The 19087-nt window shown below is 61.6% G+C and carries 16 protein-coding genes; 12 read left to right on the forward strand and 4 right to left on the reverse strand.

The window, feature by feature from the left end; translation table 11 throughout:
- Positions 1-623 precede the first annotated feature (623 nt).
- Together gmk and V1471_RS04885 are read left to right on the forward strand one after the other, a co-directional pair.
- Positions 624-1283, forward strand: a complete 660-nt coding sequence (gmk, locus tag V1471_RS04880; RefSeq protein ID WP_434287201.1) for a guanylate kinase — start codon at positions 624-626, stop codon at positions 1281-1283.
- Positions 1280-1810 carry a gamma carbonic anhydrase family protein gene (locus V1471_RS04885; protein WP_434287202.1) on the forward strand — a complete coding sequence of 177 codons (531 nt, stop codon included), beginning with the start codon at positions 1280-1282 and terminating at the stop codon, positions 1808-1810. The genes gmk and V1471_RS04885 overlap by 4 nt, the downstream gene beginning before the upstream one ends.
- Positions 1811-1861: 51 nt before the next feature.
- On the opposite strand, the gene V1471_RS04890 is transcribed toward V1471_RS04885, so the two are convergent.
- Positions 1862-2278: a hypothetical protein gene (locus tag V1471_RS04890; RefSeq protein ID WP_434287204.1), complete on the reverse strand. Its 417-nt coding sequence runs from the start codon at positions 2276-2278 to the stop codon at positions 1862-1864.
- A gap of 217 nt (positions 2279-2495) precedes the next feature.
- Between V1471_RS04890 and V1471_RS04895 the strand changes: the two genes are divergently transcribed.
- From V1471_RS04895 to V1471_RS04930, 8 genes are all read left to right on the forward strand, one after another.
- Positions 2496-3563: an ATP-binding protein gene (locus V1471_RS04895; protein WP_434287205.1), complete on the forward strand. Its 1068-nt coding sequence runs from the start codon at positions 2496-2498 to the stop codon at positions 3561-3563.
- A gap of 290 nt (positions 3564-3853) precedes the next feature.
- The gene (locus tag V1471_RS04900; protein WP_434287206.1) at positions 3854-4885 is read left to right on the forward strand and encodes a substrate-binding domain-containing protein; all 1032 of its coding nucleotides are present in this window, start codon (positions 3854-3856) and stop codon (positions 4883-4885) included.
- 164 nt (positions 4886-5049) lie between these two features.
- Positions 5050-6513, forward strand: a complete 1464-nt coding sequence (gene pstC / locus V1471_RS04905) for a phosphate ABC transporter permease subunit PstC (protein WP_434287207.1) — start codon at positions 5050-5052, stop codon at positions 6511-6513.
- Positions 6513-7883, forward strand: a complete 1371-nt coding sequence (gene pstA / locus V1471_RS04910) for a phosphate ABC transporter permease PstA (RefSeq protein ID WP_434287208.1) — start codon at positions 6513-6515, stop codon at positions 7881-7883. The genes pstC and pstA overlap by 1 nt, the downstream gene beginning before the upstream one ends.
- A 19-nt stretch (positions 7884-7902) precedes the next feature.
- Positions 7903-8700: a phosphate ABC transporter ATP-binding protein PstB gene (gene pstB / locus V1471_RS04915; RefSeq protein WP_434287209.1), complete on the forward strand. Its 798-nt coding sequence runs from the start codon at positions 7903-7905 to the stop codon at positions 8698-8700.
- 14 nt (positions 8701-8714) lie between these two features.
- Entirely contained in the window at positions 8715-9437 is a 723-nt protein-coding gene (gene phoU, locus V1471_RS04920; RefSeq protein ID WP_434287210.1) for a phosphate signaling complex protein PhoU, read from the forward strand.
- Positions 9437-10126 (forward strand): phosphate regulon transcriptional regulator PhoB, encoded by a 690-nt coding sequence (gene phoB, locus V1471_RS04925; RefSeq protein WP_434287211.1) that lies wholly within the window; start codon positions 9437-9439, stop codon positions 10124-10126. Before phoU ends, phoB begins: the two co-directional genes overlap by 1 nt.
- Positions 10127-10301: 175 nt before the next feature.
- Complete coding sequence (locus V1471_RS04930; RefSeq protein WP_434287212.1) at positions 10302-10967, forward strand: GntR family transcriptional regulator; 666 nt, start codon at positions 10302-10304, stop codon at positions 10965-10967.
- Between the two features lie 9 nt (positions 10968-10976).
- Here V1471_RS04930 and V1471_RS04935 read toward each other — a convergent pair whose 3' ends face one another.
- Genes V1471_RS04935 through V1471_RS04945 form a run of 3 tightly spaced genes read right to left on the reverse strand, consistent with a single transcriptional unit; the run spans position 10977 to position 15143 of the window.
- Positions 10977-12416 (reverse strand): aldehyde dehydrogenase family protein, encoded by a 1440-nt coding sequence (locus V1471_RS04935; protein ID WP_434287214.1) that lies wholly within the window; start codon positions 12414-12416, stop codon positions 10977-10979.
- Between the two features lie 20 nt (positions 12417-12436).
- Complete coding sequence (locus V1471_RS04940) at positions 12437-13750, reverse strand: NAD(P)/FAD-dependent oxidoreductase (RefSeq protein WP_434287215.1); 1314 nt, start codon at positions 13748-13750, stop codon at positions 12437-12439.
- A gap of 7 nt (positions 13751-13757) precedes the next feature.
- Positions 13758-15143 (reverse strand): aspartate aminotransferase family protein, encoded by a 1386-nt coding sequence (locus tag V1471_RS04945; protein ID WP_434287217.1) that lies wholly within the window; start codon positions 15141-15143, stop codon positions 13758-13760.
- Between the two features lie 295 nt (positions 15144-15438).
- Between V1471_RS04945 and V1471_RS04950 the strand changes: the two genes are divergently transcribed.
- Both V1471_RS04950 and V1471_RS04955 read left to right on the forward strand, forming a co-directional pair.
- The gene (locus V1471_RS04950) at positions 15439-17196 is read left to right on the forward strand and encodes an ABC transporter ATP-binding protein (protein WP_434287218.1); all 1758 of its coding nucleotides are present in this window, start codon (positions 15439-15441) and stop codon (positions 17194-17196) included.
- A complete protein-coding gene (locus V1471_RS04955) occupies positions 17193-19013 on the forward strand; it encodes an ABC transporter ATP-binding protein (RefSeq protein ID WP_434287219.1) in 1821 nt (606 codons plus the stop codon). Before V1471_RS04950 ends, V1471_RS04955 begins: the two co-directional genes overlap by 4 nt.
- Positions 19014-19087 lie beyond the last annotated feature (74 nt).

The raw sequence follows: 19087 nt of genomic DNA on the forward strand, positions 1-19087 counted from the left end.
TTTTGTCGACGTGTTGTGCCGACGGGCCGGGGGGCGGTCTTCCGCTCTGGCTGTGCGTTCGGAGGCGGGTGGCCATTCTCTGCGCTGGCTCGGGCCATGGCCCAAGCGATCCCGCGGTTTTGTTCTCTGGTCTTGCGGTCCTGGCTGCAATGATCTGCAAGGCCTGACCGCTGTGTTGACCTGAATATGCCACGAACTTGCCCGATTTGGTGGAAAAACCTAACCAGTGGTTAACATGGGGCGAAATATTCCATGGAATGGTAGTGAATTCATTAAGGTTTCGTTCGGAATTGTGCTCGCATTAATCATTTAAACCGCATGAAAACAAAGCTTTGAGAAAACATCCTGATCTGAGGTTAACGGATTTTCCCGGTCTGAAACGCGCTCTGCGGATAAGGTTAAAATTTTAAATACCCTCCCGGATGATCCTAGGGCGCGCTGGGTCGGGACGAAAACCGCAGCACAAGTGAGTCCTTTTTCGAAAACCTCACCATATTCCGGTCACATTTTGCCCCACTCTTGTTCTGCCCTCTCAGCCAGGCCTGCGTGGCGCTGTGTGCTTTCCAAGCCAGAACCAGACTGCTAAGGACAGGGCCAAGACCGTCTCAGGGGAGATTTTGCATATGACTGCGGACCGAACAGCGGATCGTCGCGGCCTTCTCATCATCCTGTCGTCGCCGTCGGGCGCCGGGAAATCGACGCTGGCGCGCAAGCTGATGCAATGGGACGAAAGCCTGAGCTTTTCCGTCTCCGCCACCACCCGCGCGCCGCGCGAGGGCGAGGAGCACGGGGTGCATTACCATTTCGTCGATGTGCCCGCCTTCAAACATATGGTGGATGAGGGCGAGATGTTGGAGCATGCCAATGTCTTCGGAAATTTCTACGGATCGCCCGCCGCTCCCGTGCGTGCGGCGATCGAAGCGGGTCGCGATGTGCTTTTCGATGTGGACTGGCAGGGGGCGCAGCAGATCTCCAACTCGGTGTTGCGCGATCACGTCTTGTCGGTCTTCATCCTGCCGCCCTCGATCACCGAGCTGCGCCGCCGTCTCGAAGGCCGCGGTGTCGATGCGCCTGAGGTGATTGCTAAGCGGATGGAGCAAAGCTGGGACGAGATCAGCCATTGGGACGGCTATCACTATGTGCTGGTGAACGACGATCTGGACGTGACATTCGAACGGCTCAAGACCATCGTGTCGGCGGAGCGCCTGAAACGCGCGCAGCAACCGGGGCTGATGGGCTTCGTGCGCAAGTTGCAGGCGGAATTCGAGGAGGTCGAGGGATGACGCTTTACACGCTGGACGATCACGCGCCGGTTCTGCCGGAGAATGGCGACTATTGGGTGGCCCCCGATGCCAATGTCATCGGCAAGGTGGTGTTGGAAGAAGGGGCGAACATCTGGTTCGGGGCGACGCTGCGGGGCGACAACGAGATGATTTTCGTGGGCGCAGGCAGCAACATTCAGGAAAACAGCGTCTGCCATACCGATATGGGCTATCCGCTGACCATCGGCGCGGGCTGTACCATCGGGCATAAGGCCATGCTGCATGGCTGTACCATCGGCGAAAACAGCCTGATCGGCATGGGGGCGACCGTGCTCAATGGCGCGAAGATCGGCAAGAACTGTCTGATCGGCGCCTGTGCCCTCATTACCGAGGGCAAGGAAATTCCCGACGGGTCGCTCGTGATGGGCAGCCCGGGAAAGGTGGTGCGTGCGCTGTCGGAGGCGGAGATTTCCCGGCTCAGAGGCTCAGCGCTACATTATCAGCAGAACGCTCGACGCTATCGCGACGGATTGCAGAAGATCGGATAAGGAAAGGGGCCGCGCGGCCCCTTTTTCGTACTCTGCGTTTTCAGAGCGCTGTCAGTGTAGGGAGGCCAGCACCCGCACGGGTTCCGGGCGCAGCACATCGAAATCAAGGCCCGGATAATGGTTGCGCAATTCGTTGCGGATGATCTCCGGGCGGGGCAGGTCGCGGGCAAGAACGCGATAGGCTCCCTTGTAGCGCGCGGTACTCAGGAAATCCGCGAGATCGAGGCAATCGAACTGATCGGAAATCGCCGGAGACATCACGATGTCGGGACAGATGCCCTGCAAAATCTCCGGGGTGAGATCGGCGAATTCAATGAAAAACACGCCGCTGCGCTCGGGAAAATGCTTTTTCAGGGTCTGCATGCGCTGAGGCTCTCCGACCATCAGGATCATGCCGCCCGTGTCGAATTGCGTTCCGCGCTCTCCCGCAAGGAACTCTCCGAAAGCCGTTTGTCTTACGGTTCCCATGGGCTGGGTCCCCATCTGTTTCTGCCTCATCGCCTTTGAGGAAACGGGCAAAGTATCGAAAATGCAACAATATTTTTGCCGAATTCGGAAAATTTCGCAAATTGAAAATATGATGGCGCAGTTTCAGGCAGGGGGATGTGGATCGCACTTGGCCTGCGCGCGTCGTCATGAAACAGTTACATCGCCGCTTTAGGCAGGCGCGCAGGCAGGATTTCCAATGCACTACAGCTTCAAATCTTCTTCCCGTGACAATGAGATGGTCAGCGCCTTGGCGGATGCCATGCCCTTGCCTGTCGTGGTGATCGGGCGGGACGAGCGCATCATGGCGGCGAATGCCCCGGCGCGAACCCTGTTTAACGAGCAGATGGTCGGTCGGCATTACATCACCGTGCTGCGCCAGCCGATGTTGCTCGATGCGATCGAGAACGTGTTGCGCCTGTCGCAACCGGCCGAGGCGGTCTATCGCATCACGGAAAGCCAGCGCGAGCTGGTCTATGACGTGGTGCTGCGGCCGGTGATCGTTGGCGATTTCGCCTGTGTCACGGTCGCCTTCGAGGACAAGACCGAGGTGTACGAGGCGGGGCAGATGCGGCGCGATTTCGTCGCCAATGTCAGCCACGAACTGCGCACGCCGCTGACCGCCGTGCTGGGCTTCATCGAAACGCTTCTGGGGCCGGCGGCGGACGATACCGGCGCGCGGGAGCGGTTTCTCGGGATTATGGACCGCGAGGCCAAGCGGATGAACCGCATCGTCGGCGATCTTCTGTCCCTGTCGCGCGTCGAAGCGGAGCGGCGGGTGCGCCCGACGGATCACGTCGACGTCTCGGCGATTCTGCGCTCCGTCGCGCTCAATCTTCAGCCGGTGGCCAAGGCGCAGGATGTAACGCTGCTCCTCGAAGGGGTCGAGGGGCGCGAAGAAGTGCCCGGCGATCACGATCAACTCATTCAGGTGTTCACCAACCTGATCGAGAATGCGATCAAATACGGTGGGCGTGGCAAGGAGGTGCGGATCTGTCTGACCTCCCATACAAACGAGCCGACGATGCGTTCGCAGGCGGTGCGGGTGGATGTCTCCGATCAGGGCGAGGGCATTGCAGCACAGCATATTCCGCGCCTGACAGAGCGATTCTACCGAGTCGATTCGCACCGCTCGCGCGAAATGGGCGGCACGGGGCTGGGTTTGGCCATCGTGAAGCATATTCTGAACCGGCATCGCGGTCGGCTCAGGATCGAAAGCCATGCCGGGCAGGGCAGTTGCTTCTCCGTCATCCTGCCTTACGAATAAGCGTCACATAAACTGTCACAAATCGCGTTTAAGGGCGGGATTTACCGTCTGTTTTCCGGTCGGCAAAGGTTAATTTCCTGTCACAATCCTTGACGGAATGTCACAGCAAGGATGCAAAACACCAGAAAACTTCTGTGTTTTCTGGACTAATCCGGAAGATGTCGAGGAAATTCACACTCTTTGTCATGAAACTGTTACAGTAGTTTCACAAAAGCATTGCACGCCCCCCCTAAACCGCCCAGCGAGAGAGCAATACCGCTCTCGGACATAGAGCAAATCAGGAGCATACGATGTCCTTTGTGAAACTGACCGCCTCCGCGATCGCGATCGCAGCCGTCTCCGCCACCGCCGCGAGCGCCCGTGATCAGGTGCAGGTTGCCGGTTCCTCCACCGTTCTGCCCTACGCTTCCATTGTCGCGGAAGCTTTCGGTGAAAACTTCGACTTCCCGACCCCGGTCGTGGAATCCGGTGGCTCCTCCGCTGGTCTGAAACGCTTCTGCGAAGGCGTCGGCGAAAACACCATCGACGTGGCCAACGCATCGCGCAAAATCAAAGACAAAGAGATCGCCGCCTGTGCCGAAGCCGGTGTGACCGACATCATCGAAGTCCGCATCGGCTACGATGGCATCGTGTTCGCGTCCCAGCTGAACGGCCCGGCCTTCACCGCTTTCGAACCGGCTGACATCTTCAACGCTCTGGCCGAGAAAGTCCTGAAAGACGGTGAGATCGTCGCGAACCCCTACACCCAGTGGGCCGAATTCAACGCCGACCTGCCGGCTGCCGACATCATGGCCTTCATCCCGGGCACCAAACACGGCACCCGTGAAGTCTTCGAAGAAAAAGTGCTTCTGGCTGGCTGTGAAGCCACCGGCGCGATGGAAGCCATGGTCGCTTCCGGCATGTCCGAAGACGATGCCGAAGGCGCTTGTATGGCTGTCCGCACCGATGGCAAATCCGTGGACATCGACGGTGACTACACCGAGACGCTGGCCTCCATCGACGCCAACCCGAACGGCATCGGCGTGTTCGGTCTCGCCTTCTACGAGAACAACACCGACAAGCTGAAAACCGCGACCATGTCCGGCGTTGAAGCCACCACCGAGTCCATCGCCTCCGGCGATTACCCGGTCTCCCGCCCGCTGTACTTCTACGTGAAGAAAGCCCACATCGGCGTGATCCCGGGTCTGAAAGAATATGCTGAGTTCTTCGTCTCCGACGATATGGCTGGCCCGGACGGCCCGCTTTCCGAGTACGGCCTCGTGTCCGACCCGGAACTGGCTGCGACCCAAGCCGCTGTCGCTGCTGAAGACACCATGCAGTAAGCCTCAGGGGTACCCCTAAGGTTTGCACGAAGACAGAGGCGGCGCGGGGGATCTCGCGCCGCTTCCCGCCGGAAAGCCCCGCCGACACCGGCAGATCGCTTTTCCGAAATCCCTGCACCGGGCCGATTGACCGGATTTCCACGGCCCCGCATAGGAGCAGCTCCATGCCCGTTTTGTGGCTTTTCATCCTCGTTCTGGCCCTTGGCCTTATCGGATTTGTTCTCGGGCGCGCCCGCGCGCTCAAAGATGCGCAGGGCGATATTCGCCTGCTTCACTCCCTTCCAAGCTATTACGGATCGAACGTGCTTCTGGCCACGTTGATCCCCGGTTTCGCAGTTCTGGTGCTCTGGCTGATCGTTCAGCCGATGGTGATCCACGGTCAGGTGGCCGGTCTGATCCCGGAGCGCGGCATGACGGACTACGGTTCGCTCAACCTTGCCATGTCCGATGTGCGCCGTGTCGCCGAGGGGCTCGACATTGCGGTCGAGAAAGGCGCGCTGAGCGCCGAACAGGCCCGCGACATTCGCACCGAGTTCACCGACATTCGCGGTCGTCTCGGCGAGGTCGGCGTGGCGCTCGGCTCCAACGTGCAGCCCTATGTGCTTCAGGCGGCGCAGAAATACCGGACGATGAACGCGACCGGCCACTGGCTGATGACCGGGGCCGTTCTGGCGGCCGCCATCGCGGGCTTTGCCGTGTCCTTCCTGCGCACCGGCAAGGACATGCGCGCGCGCAATTCCGTGGAGCGCGTGATCCTGATGCTGCTTCTCTCGGCGGCCTCCATCGCGATCCTGACCACGGTCGGCATCGTGATGTCGCTGATTTTCAACACCATCGAATTTTTCAAACTCTACCCGGCCGCAGATTTCTTCTTCGGCACCACATGGGCACCCTCCTTCGGGGGCGGCTCCGAGCTGGGCATCCTGCCGCTGTTCTGGGGCACGTTCTACGTCTCGATCATCGCGCTCGTCGTTGCGGTGCCGATCGGGCTGTTCGCCGCCGTCTACCTGTCCGAATATGCAGGGCCCAAGGTGCGCGCCATCGCCAAACCGCTTTTGGAAGTGCTCGCCGGTATCCCGACCATCGTTTACGGTCTCTTCGCACTTCTGACCGTCGGGCCGCTCCTGATGTCGATCTTCGGCGACGGTGGGCTTGGCTGGATGCAGGGCGGACGCTCCGTCATGACCGCCGGGATCGTGATGGGCGTGATGCTCATCCCCTTCGTCTCCTCGCTGTCGGACGACATCATCAACGCGGTGCCTCAGGCGATGCGCGACGGCTCTCTGGGTCTTGGCGCGACGAAATCCGAAACCGTGAAACAGGTGGTGCTGCCCGCAGCCCTTCCGGGCATTGTCGGCGCCATCCTTCTGGCCGCCTCGCGCGCCATCGGTGAGACCATGATCGTGGTGCTGGGGGCAGGGGCTGCAGCCAAGCTCAACATGAACCCGTTCGAGGCGATGACCACCGTGACGACGCGGATCGTCTCCCAGCTCACCGGCGATGCAGATTTCTCCTCGCCGGAGGCGCTGGTTGCCTTTGCCCTTGGGATGACGCTTTTCGTCATCACCCTCGCGCTCAACATCGTCGCACTCGTGATCGTGCGCAAATACCGGGAGCAGTATGACTGATGTCCGACTTTACCGCTGATAACGGCCCCGCCAAAGCAACAGGAAAGACAGAGGGCAAAAGCTCGCTCCTGACGCTCAGCGCCCGCACCAAGCGCCGCAACGCCTCGGAAGCCCGCTTCAAGGCCTATGGCATCGGCGCCATCGCGCTCGGGCTGTTCTTCCTCGTCGCGCTGCTTGTATCGATCATCTCGAACGGCATCCCGGCCTTCAAACAGACCTTCGTCACCATCCCGGTGGAGCTGACCGAGGCCAAGCTCGACAAGAACGGCAACCGCGATCCGGCGGACCTCGCCAAGGTCACGACCTTTGGCTACAGCCCGCTTGTGACGACGTCGCTGATCACCGCGCTCAAGGACAAGGGGATAGAAATCCCCTTTGCCAAGGAAAAGGATGTGGCGGATATTCTGTCCTCCTCGGTTGCTGCCCAGGTGCGCGACACCGTGCTCGCCAACCCCGATCTGATCGGGCAGACGGTCGAGTTCCGGCTTCTGGCCTCGTCCCGTGTCGATGGCTATTTCAAGGGGCGCGTGACCCGCGACAGCCTGGCACGTGACAAGAACCTCGACGCCGAACACCTCGACGTGGCCGATGCCATGGTCAAGGCGGGGCTGATGCAGACTTCGTTCAACCCGGCCTTCATCTTCGGCTCCGACGCCTCGGAAAGCCGCCCGGAACAGGCCGGGATCGGGGTCTCGATGGTGGGTTCCTTCTTCATGATGCTGGTGGTGCTGGTGCTGTCCCTGCCGATCGGCGTCGCGGCCTCGATCTATCTCGAGGAATTCGCCCCGCAGAACAAATGGACCGACCTGATCGAGGTGAATATCTCGAACCTCGCCGCCGTCCCCTCCATCGTCTTCGGTATTCTGGGCCTCGCCGTGTTCATCCAGTTTGGCCATCTGCCGATGTCCGCGCCTCTGGTGGGCGGGCTGGTGCTGACGCTGATGACGCTTCCGACGATCATCATCTCGACCCGCGCCTCGCTGAAGGCCGTGCCGCCCTCGATCCGCGATGCGGCTCTGGGCGTGGGCGCCTCCAAGATGCAGTCGGTGTTCCACCATGTGCTGCCCTTGGCCATGCCGGGCATCCTGACCGGGACCATCATCGGTCTGGCGCAAGCTCTGGGCGAAACCGCACCGCTTCTGCTGATCGGGATGGTGGGCTTTATCGCCTCCAACATGCCCGACGGCATCGCCGCCGGTTTCCTGTCGCCGAACTCCGCCATGCCGGCCCAGATTTACGAATGGGCCAAACGCGCCGACCCGGCTTATTATGAGCGGGCATGGGGCGGGATCATCATCCTTCTTGTATTCCTGATGACGATGAACATCATCGCCGTCATTCTGCGCCGACGCTTCGAGCGCCGTTGGTAAGTGAGCTGAGGTTAATCCCATGAACGATATGCGAATTGTGAGAAAAGACGTGGACATGAACGACACCAAAATCTCGGCCAAAGGCGTACAGGTTTTCTACGGCGACACCCACGCGATCAAGGACGTGAACGTGGAAATCCTCGACAAGACCGTGACCGCCTTTATCGGTCCGTCCGGCTGCGGCAAGTCGACCTTCCTGCGCTGTCTGAACCGGATGAACGACACGATCGACATCTGCCGCGTCGAGGGCAATATCTTGCTCGACGGCGAAAACATCTACGACAAGCGCGTCGATCCGGTGCAGCTGCGGGCGAAAGTCGGCATGGTGTTCCAGCGTCCGAACCCCTTCCCGAAGTCGATCTACGACAACATCGCCTATGGCCCGCGCATCCACGGTCTGGCCAAGAACAAGGCCGATCTCGACGAGATCGTCGAAAAGGCGCTGCGCCGTGGCGCGATCTGGGATGAGGTCAAAGACCGTCTCGATGCGCCGGGCACCGGGCTTTCGGGGGGTCAGCAACAGCGTCTGTGCATCGCGCGTGCCGTGGCGACCGAGCCGGAAGTGCTGCTGATGGACGAGCCGTGTTCCGCGCTCGACCCGATTGCGACGCTTCAGGTCGAGGAGCTGATTGACGAACTGCGCGAGAATTTCTCCGTCGTCATCGTCACCCACTCGATGCAACAGGCCGCCCGTGTGAGCCAGAAAACCGCCTTCTTCCACCTGGGCAACCTTGTGGAATACGGTGACACCGAACAAATCTTCACCAACCCGAAAGATGAGCGGACTGAAAGCTACATCACCGGCCGGATCGGCTAAGGGAGAGAGACGACATGCATAACGACAACAAACATATCGCCACAGCGTTCGACCGCGATCTCGAAGCGATTCAGGCCATGATCATGAAGATGGGCGGTCTTGTCGAAGTGGCGATCAAGGACGCGGCGCAGGCCCTCGACGAGCGCGATGTGGAACTCGCCGAGAAGGTGCGCGCCTCCGACAAGGCCATCGACAAACTCGAAGAAGACGTCAACGAAGAGGCGGCGCGGCTCATCGCGCTGCGCGGGCCGACCGCCTCCGATCTGCGCACGGTTCTGACCGTGATGAAGATCTCGACCAACCTCGAACGCTGCGGCGACTATGCCAAGAACCTCGCGAAGCGCACCGGCGTTCTCGTCAACATGCGTCCGATCGAAGGCGCGGCCCCCTCGATCCGCCGCATGGCGCGCGAGGTGGAGGAGATGCTGAAACTGGCGCTCGACGCCTATATTCAGCGCGACGTCTCCATGGCCAACGAAGTGCGTCACCGCGACCTCGACGTCGACCAGATGTACAACGCCCTGTTCCGCGAATTCCTCACCTATATGATGGAAGACCCGCGCAACATCACCGCCTGCATGCACCTGCATTTCATCGCCAAGAACATCGAACGCATGGGCGACCATGCCACCTCGATTGCCGAGCAGGTGATCTATCTGACCACTGGCGAAATGCCGGAAGACGCCCGTCCGAAAGGTGATTTCACCTCGCAGGCCGTGGACGCGGAGGATCTCTGATGTCCGCAGACCAGCCCCGTGTTCTTGTCGTCGAGGATGAACCCGCCCAGCGGGAGGTTCTCGCCTACAATCTCGAGGCCGAAGGCTTCGCAGTCTCCAAGGCGGAGAATGGCGACGATGCGCTTCTCTACGTGGACGAGGACAATCCCGATATCATCGTCCTCGACTGGATGTTGCCCGGGGTCTCCGGCATCGAGATCTGTCGTCGTCTCAAGACTCGGCCCGACACCCGCGAAATCCCGATCATCATGCTCTCGGCCCGATCCGAAGAGGTGGACCGGGTGCGCGGGCTTGAGACCGGGGCGGACGATTACGTGGTAAAACCCTATTCGGTGATCGAGTTGATGGCCCGTGTGCGCACGCAGTTGCGCCGCGTTCGTCCGGCGGCCACCGGGCAGGTGCTCGAATACGATGACATCCGCCTCGACAGCGAGACTCACCGCGTCACGCGCGGCGCCGAACAGCTCAAACTCGGCCCGACCGAATTCCGGCTTTTGTCCACTTTCATGGAGAAACCGGGCCGCGTCTGGTCACGTGAGCAACTCCTCGACCGGGTCTGGGGTCGCGACATTTACGTCGATACCCGCACGGTGGACGTCCATATCGGACGGCTCCGGAAGGCCCTGTGTCAATATGGCGGCGAGGACCCGGTGCGCACGGTCCGTGGCGCGGGTTACGCGCTTGGCTGAAGCCGCAACAGGACAACGCGTGCAATAAATGAGCAGAGAAGCACCGGTCCCGCCGAGGGGCGGTGCTTTTTCGCACTGAAAATGCGAAGAAAAATCCGCCTCTCTTGCCGAGCCCTGCCAACCTGTGCTCAGATGATTTGAGCAAATTTCGACAGGCGGCGGATCAGGGCGGAGCATGACGGATCTCTATTTCAAGGAACCCGCACATCTGCGGACCTATCGCGGCATTCGCGAGTTGATCTTGTCCGGCGATCTCGTGCCCGGCGAACCTGTGACGATCCAAGGCCTGACCGACCGGCTCGGCGCGGGCATGACGCCGGTGCGCGAAGCGATCCGGCGGCTGACCTCAGAAGGCGCGCTGATTTTTCATGGCAACCGTCGGGTGACGGTCCCGGCGCTGACGCTCTCCGAGGTGGACGATCTGATTTTCGCTCGTCTGGCTTTGGAGCCCGAACTTGCGCGCCGGGGGGCCGAGCGGATGACGGAGGCGGGGCTCACAAGCCTCGTCGAGGTGGACCGCGAGATCGACGTCGCCATGGGGCAAGGCGACATGCGCGGCTATATGATCTACAACCACCGCTTTCACATGCAGCTCTATGCACCCGGACGCAGCGAAGTGATCAGCCCGATCATCGACACGCTCTGGCTGCGCTGCGGTCCCGCGCTTCGGGTGATGTGCACCCGGTTCGGCAATCAAAACCTGCCCGACATGCACCGCGTGGCGATCGAAGCGCTTCGGCGTCACGACAGTCAAGGCGTGGCGGAGGCGGTGCGGCGCGATATTCTTCAGGGCATGGAGAATATTCGCGCCATTGTCGCTGAAACCTCAGAGTTCACGTAAAGCTTGAGATTATACGGAAATCGCCTTGATTTCACAGAAATCTTCTATGCCATAAACGCCGCCCTCACGACCGTTCCCCGACAGCTTGTAGCCCCCGAAGGGCGAGCCGTAGGAAATATCCGAGCCGTTCAGATGCACCATCCCGGCGCGAATCTCTCGTGCCATGGCGAGGCCGCGGGACTGGCTTTCCTCGGAGGGGCCGGTCTGGATATAGGCGGCAAGCCCGTAGGGCGTATCATTGGCAATTTCGACGGCCTCGTCGTCGCCGTCGTAGGCGATCATGACGAGAACCGGACCGAACACCTCTTCCTGCGCGATGCGCATGTCGTTGGTCACATCGCCAAACACGGTCGGGCGGCAGAAATAGCCGCGATTGAAGCCTTCGGGCCGGTCCAGACCGCCCGCAACAAGCCGCGCGCCGTCTTCGATCCCGGCCTGAATGAGGCTCTGCACCCGGTCGTATTGCATCTGCGACACCAGCGGGCCGATGTGACTGCCGGGCTGGGCGGGCAAGCCGATTTTCGTGCTTTCGGCGACCTCTTTGGCGATCTCCATCGCGGTCTCGTAATGGCTCTGCGGGATCAGCATGCGTGTCGGCGCGTTGCAGGACTGGCCGGTGTTTTGAAAGCAATGGCGCACGCCGCGTTTCACCGCCTCCTCGAAATCGCAATCGTCCAACAGGATGTTTGGCGATTTGCCCCCAAGCTCCAGCGTCACACGTTTCACCGTGGAGGCGGCGGCTTTGGAGATTTCGACGCCCGCGCGGGTCGAGCCGGTGAAGGACACCATGGCCACATCCGGATGCGACGAGATCGCCGCGCCCACGGTCGGGCCATCGCCATTGACGAGGTTGAACACGCCTTTCGGCAGGCCCGCCTCTTCGAGAATTTCGGCATAGAGCAGCGCGCTCATCGGCGTCAGCTCGGAGGGTTTCAACACCATGGTGCAGCCGGCGGCGAGGGCAGGGATCACCTTGAGCGCGATCTGATTGATCGGCCAGTTCCACGGCGTGATAAAGCCGCACACCCCAATCGGCTCATGCACGATGAGATCGCCGGGGCCGTTGCGGTGTTCGAACTCGAACTCTTCGAGCGCTTTCACCACGCCGTCGAGATGGCCGATGCCCACGGCGGCCTGCGCCCGGTCCGACAGCGAGATCGGCGCGCCCATTTCCTCGGTGATGGCGGCGGACATTTCATCGTAGCGCGCCTGATAGGCCTCGCGGATCGCGGCCAAAAGCTCAAGCCTCTCGGCTTTGGTGGTGCGCGAGAAGGACGGGAAGGCGGCTTTGGCGGCGGCGACGGCGGCGTCGACATCGGCTTTGGTGCCCATGGCAACCTCGGCAAAGACCTCTTCGGTCGCCGGGTTGATCACATCCATCAGTGTGCCGCCCAGAGGCTTGACCCAAGCCCCGTTGATATAGAACCGGTCGGTTTTCAACTCTGTCATCTTCGCCTCATCTCTGTCTTTTATATCTTGTCGCGCAAAGCATACCACGTCATCGCAAGCGCCAGAAGCGGCGTCCGAAGGCTCGGCCCGCCGGGAAAGCGCGGGCTGGGCAGCGATTGCATCAGATCGAACCGCGCCGCGTGGCCTTCGACCGCCTCCGCCGCGATCTGGCCCGCGAGCGTGGCCAAAGCGACGCCCTGACCGGAGAAGCCGGCGATGGACATGGCGTTTGGGCCGAGGCGGGCGAAATGCGGCAGGCGGGACATGGTGATGCCCAAAGTGCCGCCCCAGGCGTAATCGAGTTTGGCGTCTTTCAGCTCCGGGAACACGCCCAGCATTGGCGCGCGGACCTTGGCGCGAATGTCGGCGGGGAATTTGTAACCGTAGCTCTCGCCGCCGCCGAAAATCATCCGGTTGTCCGGCGACATGCGGTAATAATTGATCACGAAACGCGAGTCCGCGACGGCATGGCGGTTCGGGATCAGACGCGCGGCAAGATCGTCGGGCAGGGGTTCGGTGACCGCGATGAAATTGTTGATCGGCATGACGTGATGCGCGACGTCATGATCGAGATTGTTGTGATAACCGTTGAGCGCGAGGATCAGGTGATCGGCCTCGATGACGGCCTGATCGGTATGGACGCGCGGCTTGCCTTTGGTCTCAACCTTGGTCACCCGCGACAGCTCATGGATGCGCGCGCCTGCGGCCTCGGCCAGACGCGCGATGGCGAAAGCGTAGCGCAGCGGGTGGAGATGGCCGGAGCCCATGTCGAGCGTGCCCGAATGGTAATCCTCCGAGCCGGTCTCGTGCCGAACTTCATCGCGGTTGAGATAGCGGATTTTGTCGTAGCCGTAGACCTTGTGCATATGGTCCACATGCTTTTGCGCATGATGCGAAAACCGCGCCCTGTGATTGGCGTGAATGACGCCATCGCGCCAGTCGCAGTCGTCACCGCTTTCCGCGAGGATCGTTTTGACCAGATCGACGGCCTCGGCGCCCAGATCCCAAAGCATCCGCGCGTCATCCATGCTGACGTGGGTTTCCAGCTCGTCTTGCTCAAGTCGTTGCCCCATCGACACCTGACCGCCATTGCGCCCGGAGGCGCCCGATCCGACGCGGGAGGCCTCCAACAGCACCACATCCAACCCGCGCTGCGCCATATGGAGCGCCGCCGACAGCCCGGCATAGCCGCCGCCCACGACGCAGACATCGGCCTTCACCGTGCCGGTCGCGGCCGGGTAGGGGCCGGGCATGCTGTGGCTGGCCTCAGCCGTCGCGGCGTACCACGATTGCGGATGCTCGCCCAAGCGGTCGTTATAGGTCAGGATGTCCATCAGAACCTCAGGCGTTCAGCCCCTCCGCATTGATCCGCTCCAGCGTCTCGTCGAGCGACTTGCGGGCGCGTTCGATGAGGATATCGACCTCGGCCTTGGTGATCGTCAACGGCGGCGAGATGATCATCCGGTCGCCGACATGGCGCATCACCAGATTGTTCGCGAAACAGCGCTCGCGGCAGATATAGCCGACCGTGCCGCCGGGGGCCTTGAATTTCGCCCGCGTGGCCTTGTTAGGAGTGAGGGCGATGGAGCCCATCATGCCGACGATCTTGGCTTCGCCCACCAGCGGGTGATCGACCAGCGCTTCCCATTTTTCCTTGAGATAGGGCGCGATTTCTTTGCCCGCGCGCTCGACGATGCCTTCTTCTTCGAGAAGGCGGATGTTTTCGAGCGCCACGGCACAGGCCACCGGATGACCGGAATAGGTGTAGCCATGGGCGAACTCGTCGCCCTCGTCGATCACCTTGGCGATCTTGTCGGACACGATGGAGGCGCCCAAGGGGATATAGCCGGAGGTGATGCCCTTTGCGCAGGTCATGATGTCGGGCGTGATGCCCATGGTTTGCGAGCCGAACCAGTTGCCGGTGCGGCCAAAGCCGGTGATGACCTCGTCGACGATCAGCAAGATGTCGTATTTCTTCACGATGCGCTGAATCTCCGGCCAATAGGTCGCGGGCGGAACGATCACACCACCGGCGCCCTGAACGGGTTCGGCGATAAAGGCGGCGACGGTTTCGGGTCCGAGTTCAAGGATTTTCGCTTCAAGCTCCTGTGCGCGTTGCAGACCGAATTCTTCGGGCGTCATATCGCCGCCTTCGGACCACCAATCGGGCTGGTCGATGTGGTGAATGCCGGGGATCGGCAGGCCGCCTTGCGCGTGAATGCCCTTCATCCCGCCCAAGGACCCGCCGCCCATGGTGGACCCGTGGTAGCCGTTCCAGCGCGAGATCACATTGAAGCGCTCGGGCTGGCCTTTGAGCTCCCAGTAATGGCGCACCATGCGCAGGTTGGTGTCGTTGGAATCCGAGCCGGAGCCATTGAAAAACACATGGTTCAGATCGCCCGGTGCAATCTCGGCGAGTTTCTTCGCCAGCATGATTGCGGGGACGTGCGAGGTCTGAAAGAAGGTGTTGTAGAACGGCAGTTGCTTCATCTGCCGCGCGGCCACATCGGCCAGTTCCTCGCGCCCATAGCCGACATTGACACACCACAGGCCCGCCATGGCGTCGAGAATTTCCTCGCCCTCGCTGTCGGTCAGGAAAACGCCCTTGGCCTTGGTGATGATGCGCGCGCCTTTCTCGGCCAGTTCAGCCCCAAAGGTAAACGGGTGCATATGATGCGCGGCATCGAGCGCTTGTAGCTCGGCGGTGGGCAGGTGGTTGTCTTGCATGGTCTTTGTCCTTTGTCGCCGACCCGTCCGCGCGCATCGTTCACAGGGGCGGACACGGGAGGCAGAGAGTCGAAACGGGCCGGGGATCGTTTTGATCCGTCACTGGAAAAATATGATCAAATTTTTGAACGGTCAAGCACGAGCCGCTGTGCGCGGGCTCTCAGGGGGCTGTGTGAGAGCCCTTGTGCCGAAGGATTGAGCAGCTGGGAAGAAGGGGGGACGGAACCCCGTCTTTGACATTTAGGAGAACCCGGATTACCTGAAATTCGGAGAACACCAGAGACGGGCAGAGATCATGCAGCAGGCACAGACAGACGAAGCCCCGCGGTTGCGCAGCCGGATTTGGGCACATCGCCGGACGATCGCGCTGTTGCTCCTGTGCCAGCTCGGGCAGGTCTCCGCCTCGCTTTTGTTGCCGGGGTTCAGCGCCGATGTGATCGACCGCGGCATTCTCGCCAAGGCACCCGGGGTCATCTGGCAATTCAGTGGGCTGATGGGGCTGGCCTCCATCGTGCAGCTTGTCCTGAGCATTGTCGCCGTCATGCTCGGCGCAAGGATCGCGTTTCAGATCGGCCGGGATCTGCGTGCGGATGTGTTCGACAAAGTCCATGGGCTGGCGCTGTCGCAGGTGCAGGGGTTCAGCGTCGGATCGCTGATCACGCGCTGCACCAACGATGTGTTGCAGGTTCAGACCATGGTGATCATGGCGCTGACGATGATCGTCATTGCGCCGATTATGGGGGTGGGCGGCGCGATCATGGCGGTGCGCCAAGATGTTCAACTCTCGGGACTTTTGCTCGTGGCCGTGCCGGTTCTGGCGCTGATCATCGGCAATTTGACGCTCCGCGCGACGCCTTTGTTTCAGATCATGCAGGGGCAACTCGACCGGGTGAACTCAGTGCTGCGCGAACAGATCGAGGGCATTCGGGTGATCCGCGCTTTCCTGCAAAAGGACCGCGAAGCGGCACGGTTTGCCGAGGCCAATGCCGACCTGACCCGCACCGCGATTCACGCCGGTCGGCTGATGTCGATGACCATGCCCTCGGTCTCGGCGGTGATGCAGATGGCCTCCGTGGCGCTGATCTGGCTCGGCGCGGACCGGGTGATCTCCGGCGATCTGGAGGTCGGCGCGCTGATCGCCTTTCTCTCTTATGTCTCGCTGATCCTGATTGCGGTCATGATGATGGGGATGCTCGTCGTGATGCTGCCGCGCGCTTTGGTCAGCGCCCGGCGGATCGACGATCTGTTGCTGAGCCCGCTCGAAGTCGGCCCGCCAAGCGCGCCCGTCGCCTTGCCGGACAAGGGGCAGGGGTTGCATCTGCGGTTCGAGGAGGTGAGTTTCGGCTATCCGGGTGCGCAAAGCCGGGTGTTGCAGGATATCACCTTCGATCTCGGCCCCGGCGAGGTTCTGGGCATCATCGGGCCGACCGGCTCCGGCAAATCCACCATCGTCAATCTGATCGCCCGGTTGAACGACCCGAGCGAAGGGCGCGTTACCTTGGGCGGTGTCGATCTGCGCGACATTGCGAGCGAGGATCTTGCGCGCCGCCTCGGCTATGTGCCGCAAAAGGCCTATCTGTTTTCCGGCACGGTGCGCGACACCCTGCGTTTGGGCGCGCCCGAGGCCGATGACGCGGCGCTCTGGCGGGCGCTCGATGTGGCGCAGGCGGCGGAGTTCGTCCGGGCGCTGCCCGACGGGCTCGACGCCCCCGTGGCGCAGGGCGGGACGAATTTTTCAGGCGGCCAGCGGCAACGCCTCGCCATCGCCCGCGCGCTGGTCTGCGACGCCGATCTCTATCTGTTCGACGACAGTTTCTCCGCCCTCGATCAGGCCACGGATGCGCGGCTGCGGGCGGCGCTGCGCGGAGCCGTCTCCCATGCCGCGACCGTCATCGTCAGCCAGCGCGTCTTGTCGATCCGCGAGGCCGACCGCATTCTGGTGATCGAGCGCGGCCGGGTGGTGGGCTTTGCGCCTCATGATATTCTGCTGCGTGACTGCCCGGTCTATGCCGAGATCGTGCGCTCGCAAATGGGTGCGGAGGCGGCAGCATGAGCGTGCGTGAGCAAAATCTCGAACAGGTCGAGCGCCCGGAAAATCAGGGCCCGCGTCGCGGTCCCGGCGCCGGTCTCGGCGGGGCGAAACCCAAGGATGCGCGCCACGCGCTGGTCCGGGTCTGGCAGGCTTTCGGGCGGCGGCGCCCCTTGTTGATCGCCACCATGCTGTTGAGCCTCGGCAGCGTTTTGGGCAGCACGGTCGGGCCATGGCAGCTTGGGCTTGCCACTGATATTCTGGTGGGCGACGGCTACAGCCATGCAGCTCTCATGCGCCAGCTTGCGCTTGTGGCGGCGATCTATCTGGCGGCGGCGGGGCTCAATCTGTTGCAGGCCTGGCTGATCAACGATCTGGTGCAGAGCATGGGGCAGAGGTTGCGTGCTGCGGCGCAGGCCAAGCTCTCCCGCGTGCCGCTCAAATGGTATGATGCGCAGCCGCGCGGAGAGGTTTTGTCGCGCTTTACCAATGACATAGACAATATGATCCAAAACCTTCAGCACGTCTCAAGCCAGGTGGTTCTGATGAGCATGACCATCGTCGGCGTGCTGGCGATGATGCTGTTCCTGTCGCCGCCGCTGGCAGGTGTCGCGCTGATCGCGATCCTCATATCGCTCACCATGACGCGGCTGATCGCCCGCGCCGCCAAGCCGCAATTCGCCGCGCAATGGCGCCAAACCGGGCATCTCAATGCGACGGTCGAGGAAAGTTTCACCGGTCAGACGCTGATCCGCGTGTTCGGCGCGCGCAGACGGGTCGATGCGCAATTCGAGGCGCAGAACGCGGCGCTGACACGCGCGGCGATGCGGGCGCAAATCCTTGCGAGTCTGATCCAGCCGCTGAGCATGTTCGTCACCAACCTTGCCTATATCGCCGTCGTGCTTTTCGGGGCGTTCCGGGTGCTGGCGGGGGGCTTGAGCCTCGGGGAATTGCAGGCCTTCATTCAATACATCCGCCAGATCGGCCAGCCGGTGTCGCAGCTTGGCAGCATGGCGGCGCAGATCCAATCGGCGCTGGCCTCGGCCGAGCGGGTGTTCGAATTGCTCGACGCACCTGAGATGGGCGCAGACGCCGTCGAAACCGGCGCCGGGGCGGCCAAGGGACGTGTGGAGTTTGATCATGTCGGTTTCCGCTACCTGCCGGATCAACCTTTGTTCGAAGACGTGAGCCTTACGGCAGAGCCGGGCCAGATGCTGGCCATCGTCGGGCCAACGGGCGCGGGCAAAACCACGCTCGTGAACCTGTTGATGCGCTTCTACGAGATCGATAGCGGCGCGATCCGGCTCGATGGCCGGGACATCCGCGAAATGCCGCGCACCGAGCTGCGCCGGGCGATGGCGATGGTGTTGCAGGACACATGGCTCTACACCGGCACGATCCATGACAACATCGCCTATGGCCGCCCGGAGGCGACGCGCGAGGAGGTGATTGCCGCCGCAAAGCGCTGTCACGTCGATGATTTCGTCCGGACCTTGCCGGAGGGCTATGACACGGTGCTCGACAATGGTGGCGCGTCTCTGTCGCAGGGGCAACGCCAGCTGATCACCATCGCGCGGGCCTTTCTGCTCGATGCGCCGATCCTGATCCTCGACGAGGCGACGAGCTCGGTCGACACGCGCACGGAAATGCTCATCCAACAGGCCATGGCGGAGTTGCGCGCGGGCCGCACCAGCTTTGTCATCGCGCATCGGCTGTCGACCATCCGCGACGCAGGGTTGATCGTCTATATGGAGGCCGGGAGTGTGCGCGAGACCGGGACGCATGACGCGTTGATGGCTTTGAAAGGCGGCTATTGGCGGCTTCAGGGGCAGCCGGAATGAGAATATGAAATTAGTCTTATAATTAGTATTATGTATATTATCTATTGAGTATGAGATTGAAATGCGAAATCTAA

The sequence above is a fragment of the Celeribacter sp. SCSIO 80788 genome, assembly GCF_051054295.1.
Taxonomy (GTDB): domain Bacteria; phylum Pseudomonadota; class Alphaproteobacteria; order Rhodobacterales; family Rhodobacteraceae; genus Celeribacter.

Bases quoted from the DNA above. Each gene is read 5' to 3' on its own strand.
- V1471_RS04900 (WP_434287206.1), top strand. From the start codon at position 3,854: ATGTCCTTTGTGAAACTGACCGCCTCCGCGATCGCGATCGCAGCCGTC.
- phoU (WP_434287210.1), top strand. From the start codon at position 8,715: ATGCATAACGACAACAAACATATCGCCACAGCGTTCGACCGCGATCTC.
- V1471_RS04945 (WP_434287217.1), bottom strand. From the start codon at position 15,143: ATGCAAGACAACCACCTGCCCACCGCCGAGCTACAAGCGCTCGATGCC.
- V1471_RS04935 (WP_434287214.1), bottom strand. From the start codon at position 12,416: ATGACAGAGTTGAAAACCGACCGGTTCTATATCAACGGGGCTTGGGTC.
- V1471_RS04895 (WP_434287205.1), top strand. From the start codon at position 2,496: ATGCACTACAGCTTCAAATCTTCTTCCCGTGACAATGAGATGGTCAGC.
- pstA (WP_434287208.1), top strand. From the start codon at position 6,513: ATGTCCGACTTTACCGCTGATAACGGCCCCGCCAAAGCAACAGGAAAG.
- pstC (WP_434287207.1), top strand. From the start codon at position 5,050: ATGCCCGTTTTGTGGCTTTTCATCCTCGTTCTGGCCCTTGGCCTTATC.
- gmk (WP_434287201.1), top strand. From the start codon at position 624: ATGACTGCGGACCGAACAGCGGATCGTCGCGGCCTTCTCATCATCCTG.
- V1471_RS04940 (WP_434287215.1), bottom strand. From the start codon at position 13,750: ATGGACATCCTGACCTATAACGACCGCTTGGGCGAGCATCCGCAATCG.
- V1471_RS04930 (WP_434287212.1), top strand. From the start codon at position 10,302: ATGACGGATCTCTATTTCAAGGAACCCGCACATCTGCGGACCTATCGC.
- phoB (WP_434287211.1), top strand. From the start codon at position 9,437: ATGTCCGCAGACCAGCCCCGTGTTCTTGTCGTCGAGGATGAACCCGCC.
- V1471_RS04890 (WP_434287204.1), bottom strand. From the start codon at position 2,278: ATGGGAACCGTAAGACAAACGGCTTTCGGAGAGTTCCTTGCGGGAGAG.
- V1471_RS04950 (WP_434287218.1), top strand. From the start codon at position 15,439: ATGCAGCAGGCACAGACAGACGAAGCCCCGCGGTTGCGCAGCCGGATT.
- pstB (WP_434287209.1), top strand. From the start codon at position 7,903: ATGAACGATATGCGAATTGTGAGAAAAGACGTGGACATGAACGACACC.
- V1471_RS04885 (WP_434287202.1), top strand. From the start codon at position 1,280: ATGACGCTTTACACGCTGGACGATCACGCGCCGGTTCTGCCGGAGAAT.
- V1471_RS04955 (WP_434287219.1), top strand. From the start codon at position 17,193: ATGAGCGTGCGTGAGCAAAATCTCGAACAGGTCGAGCGCCCGGAAAAT.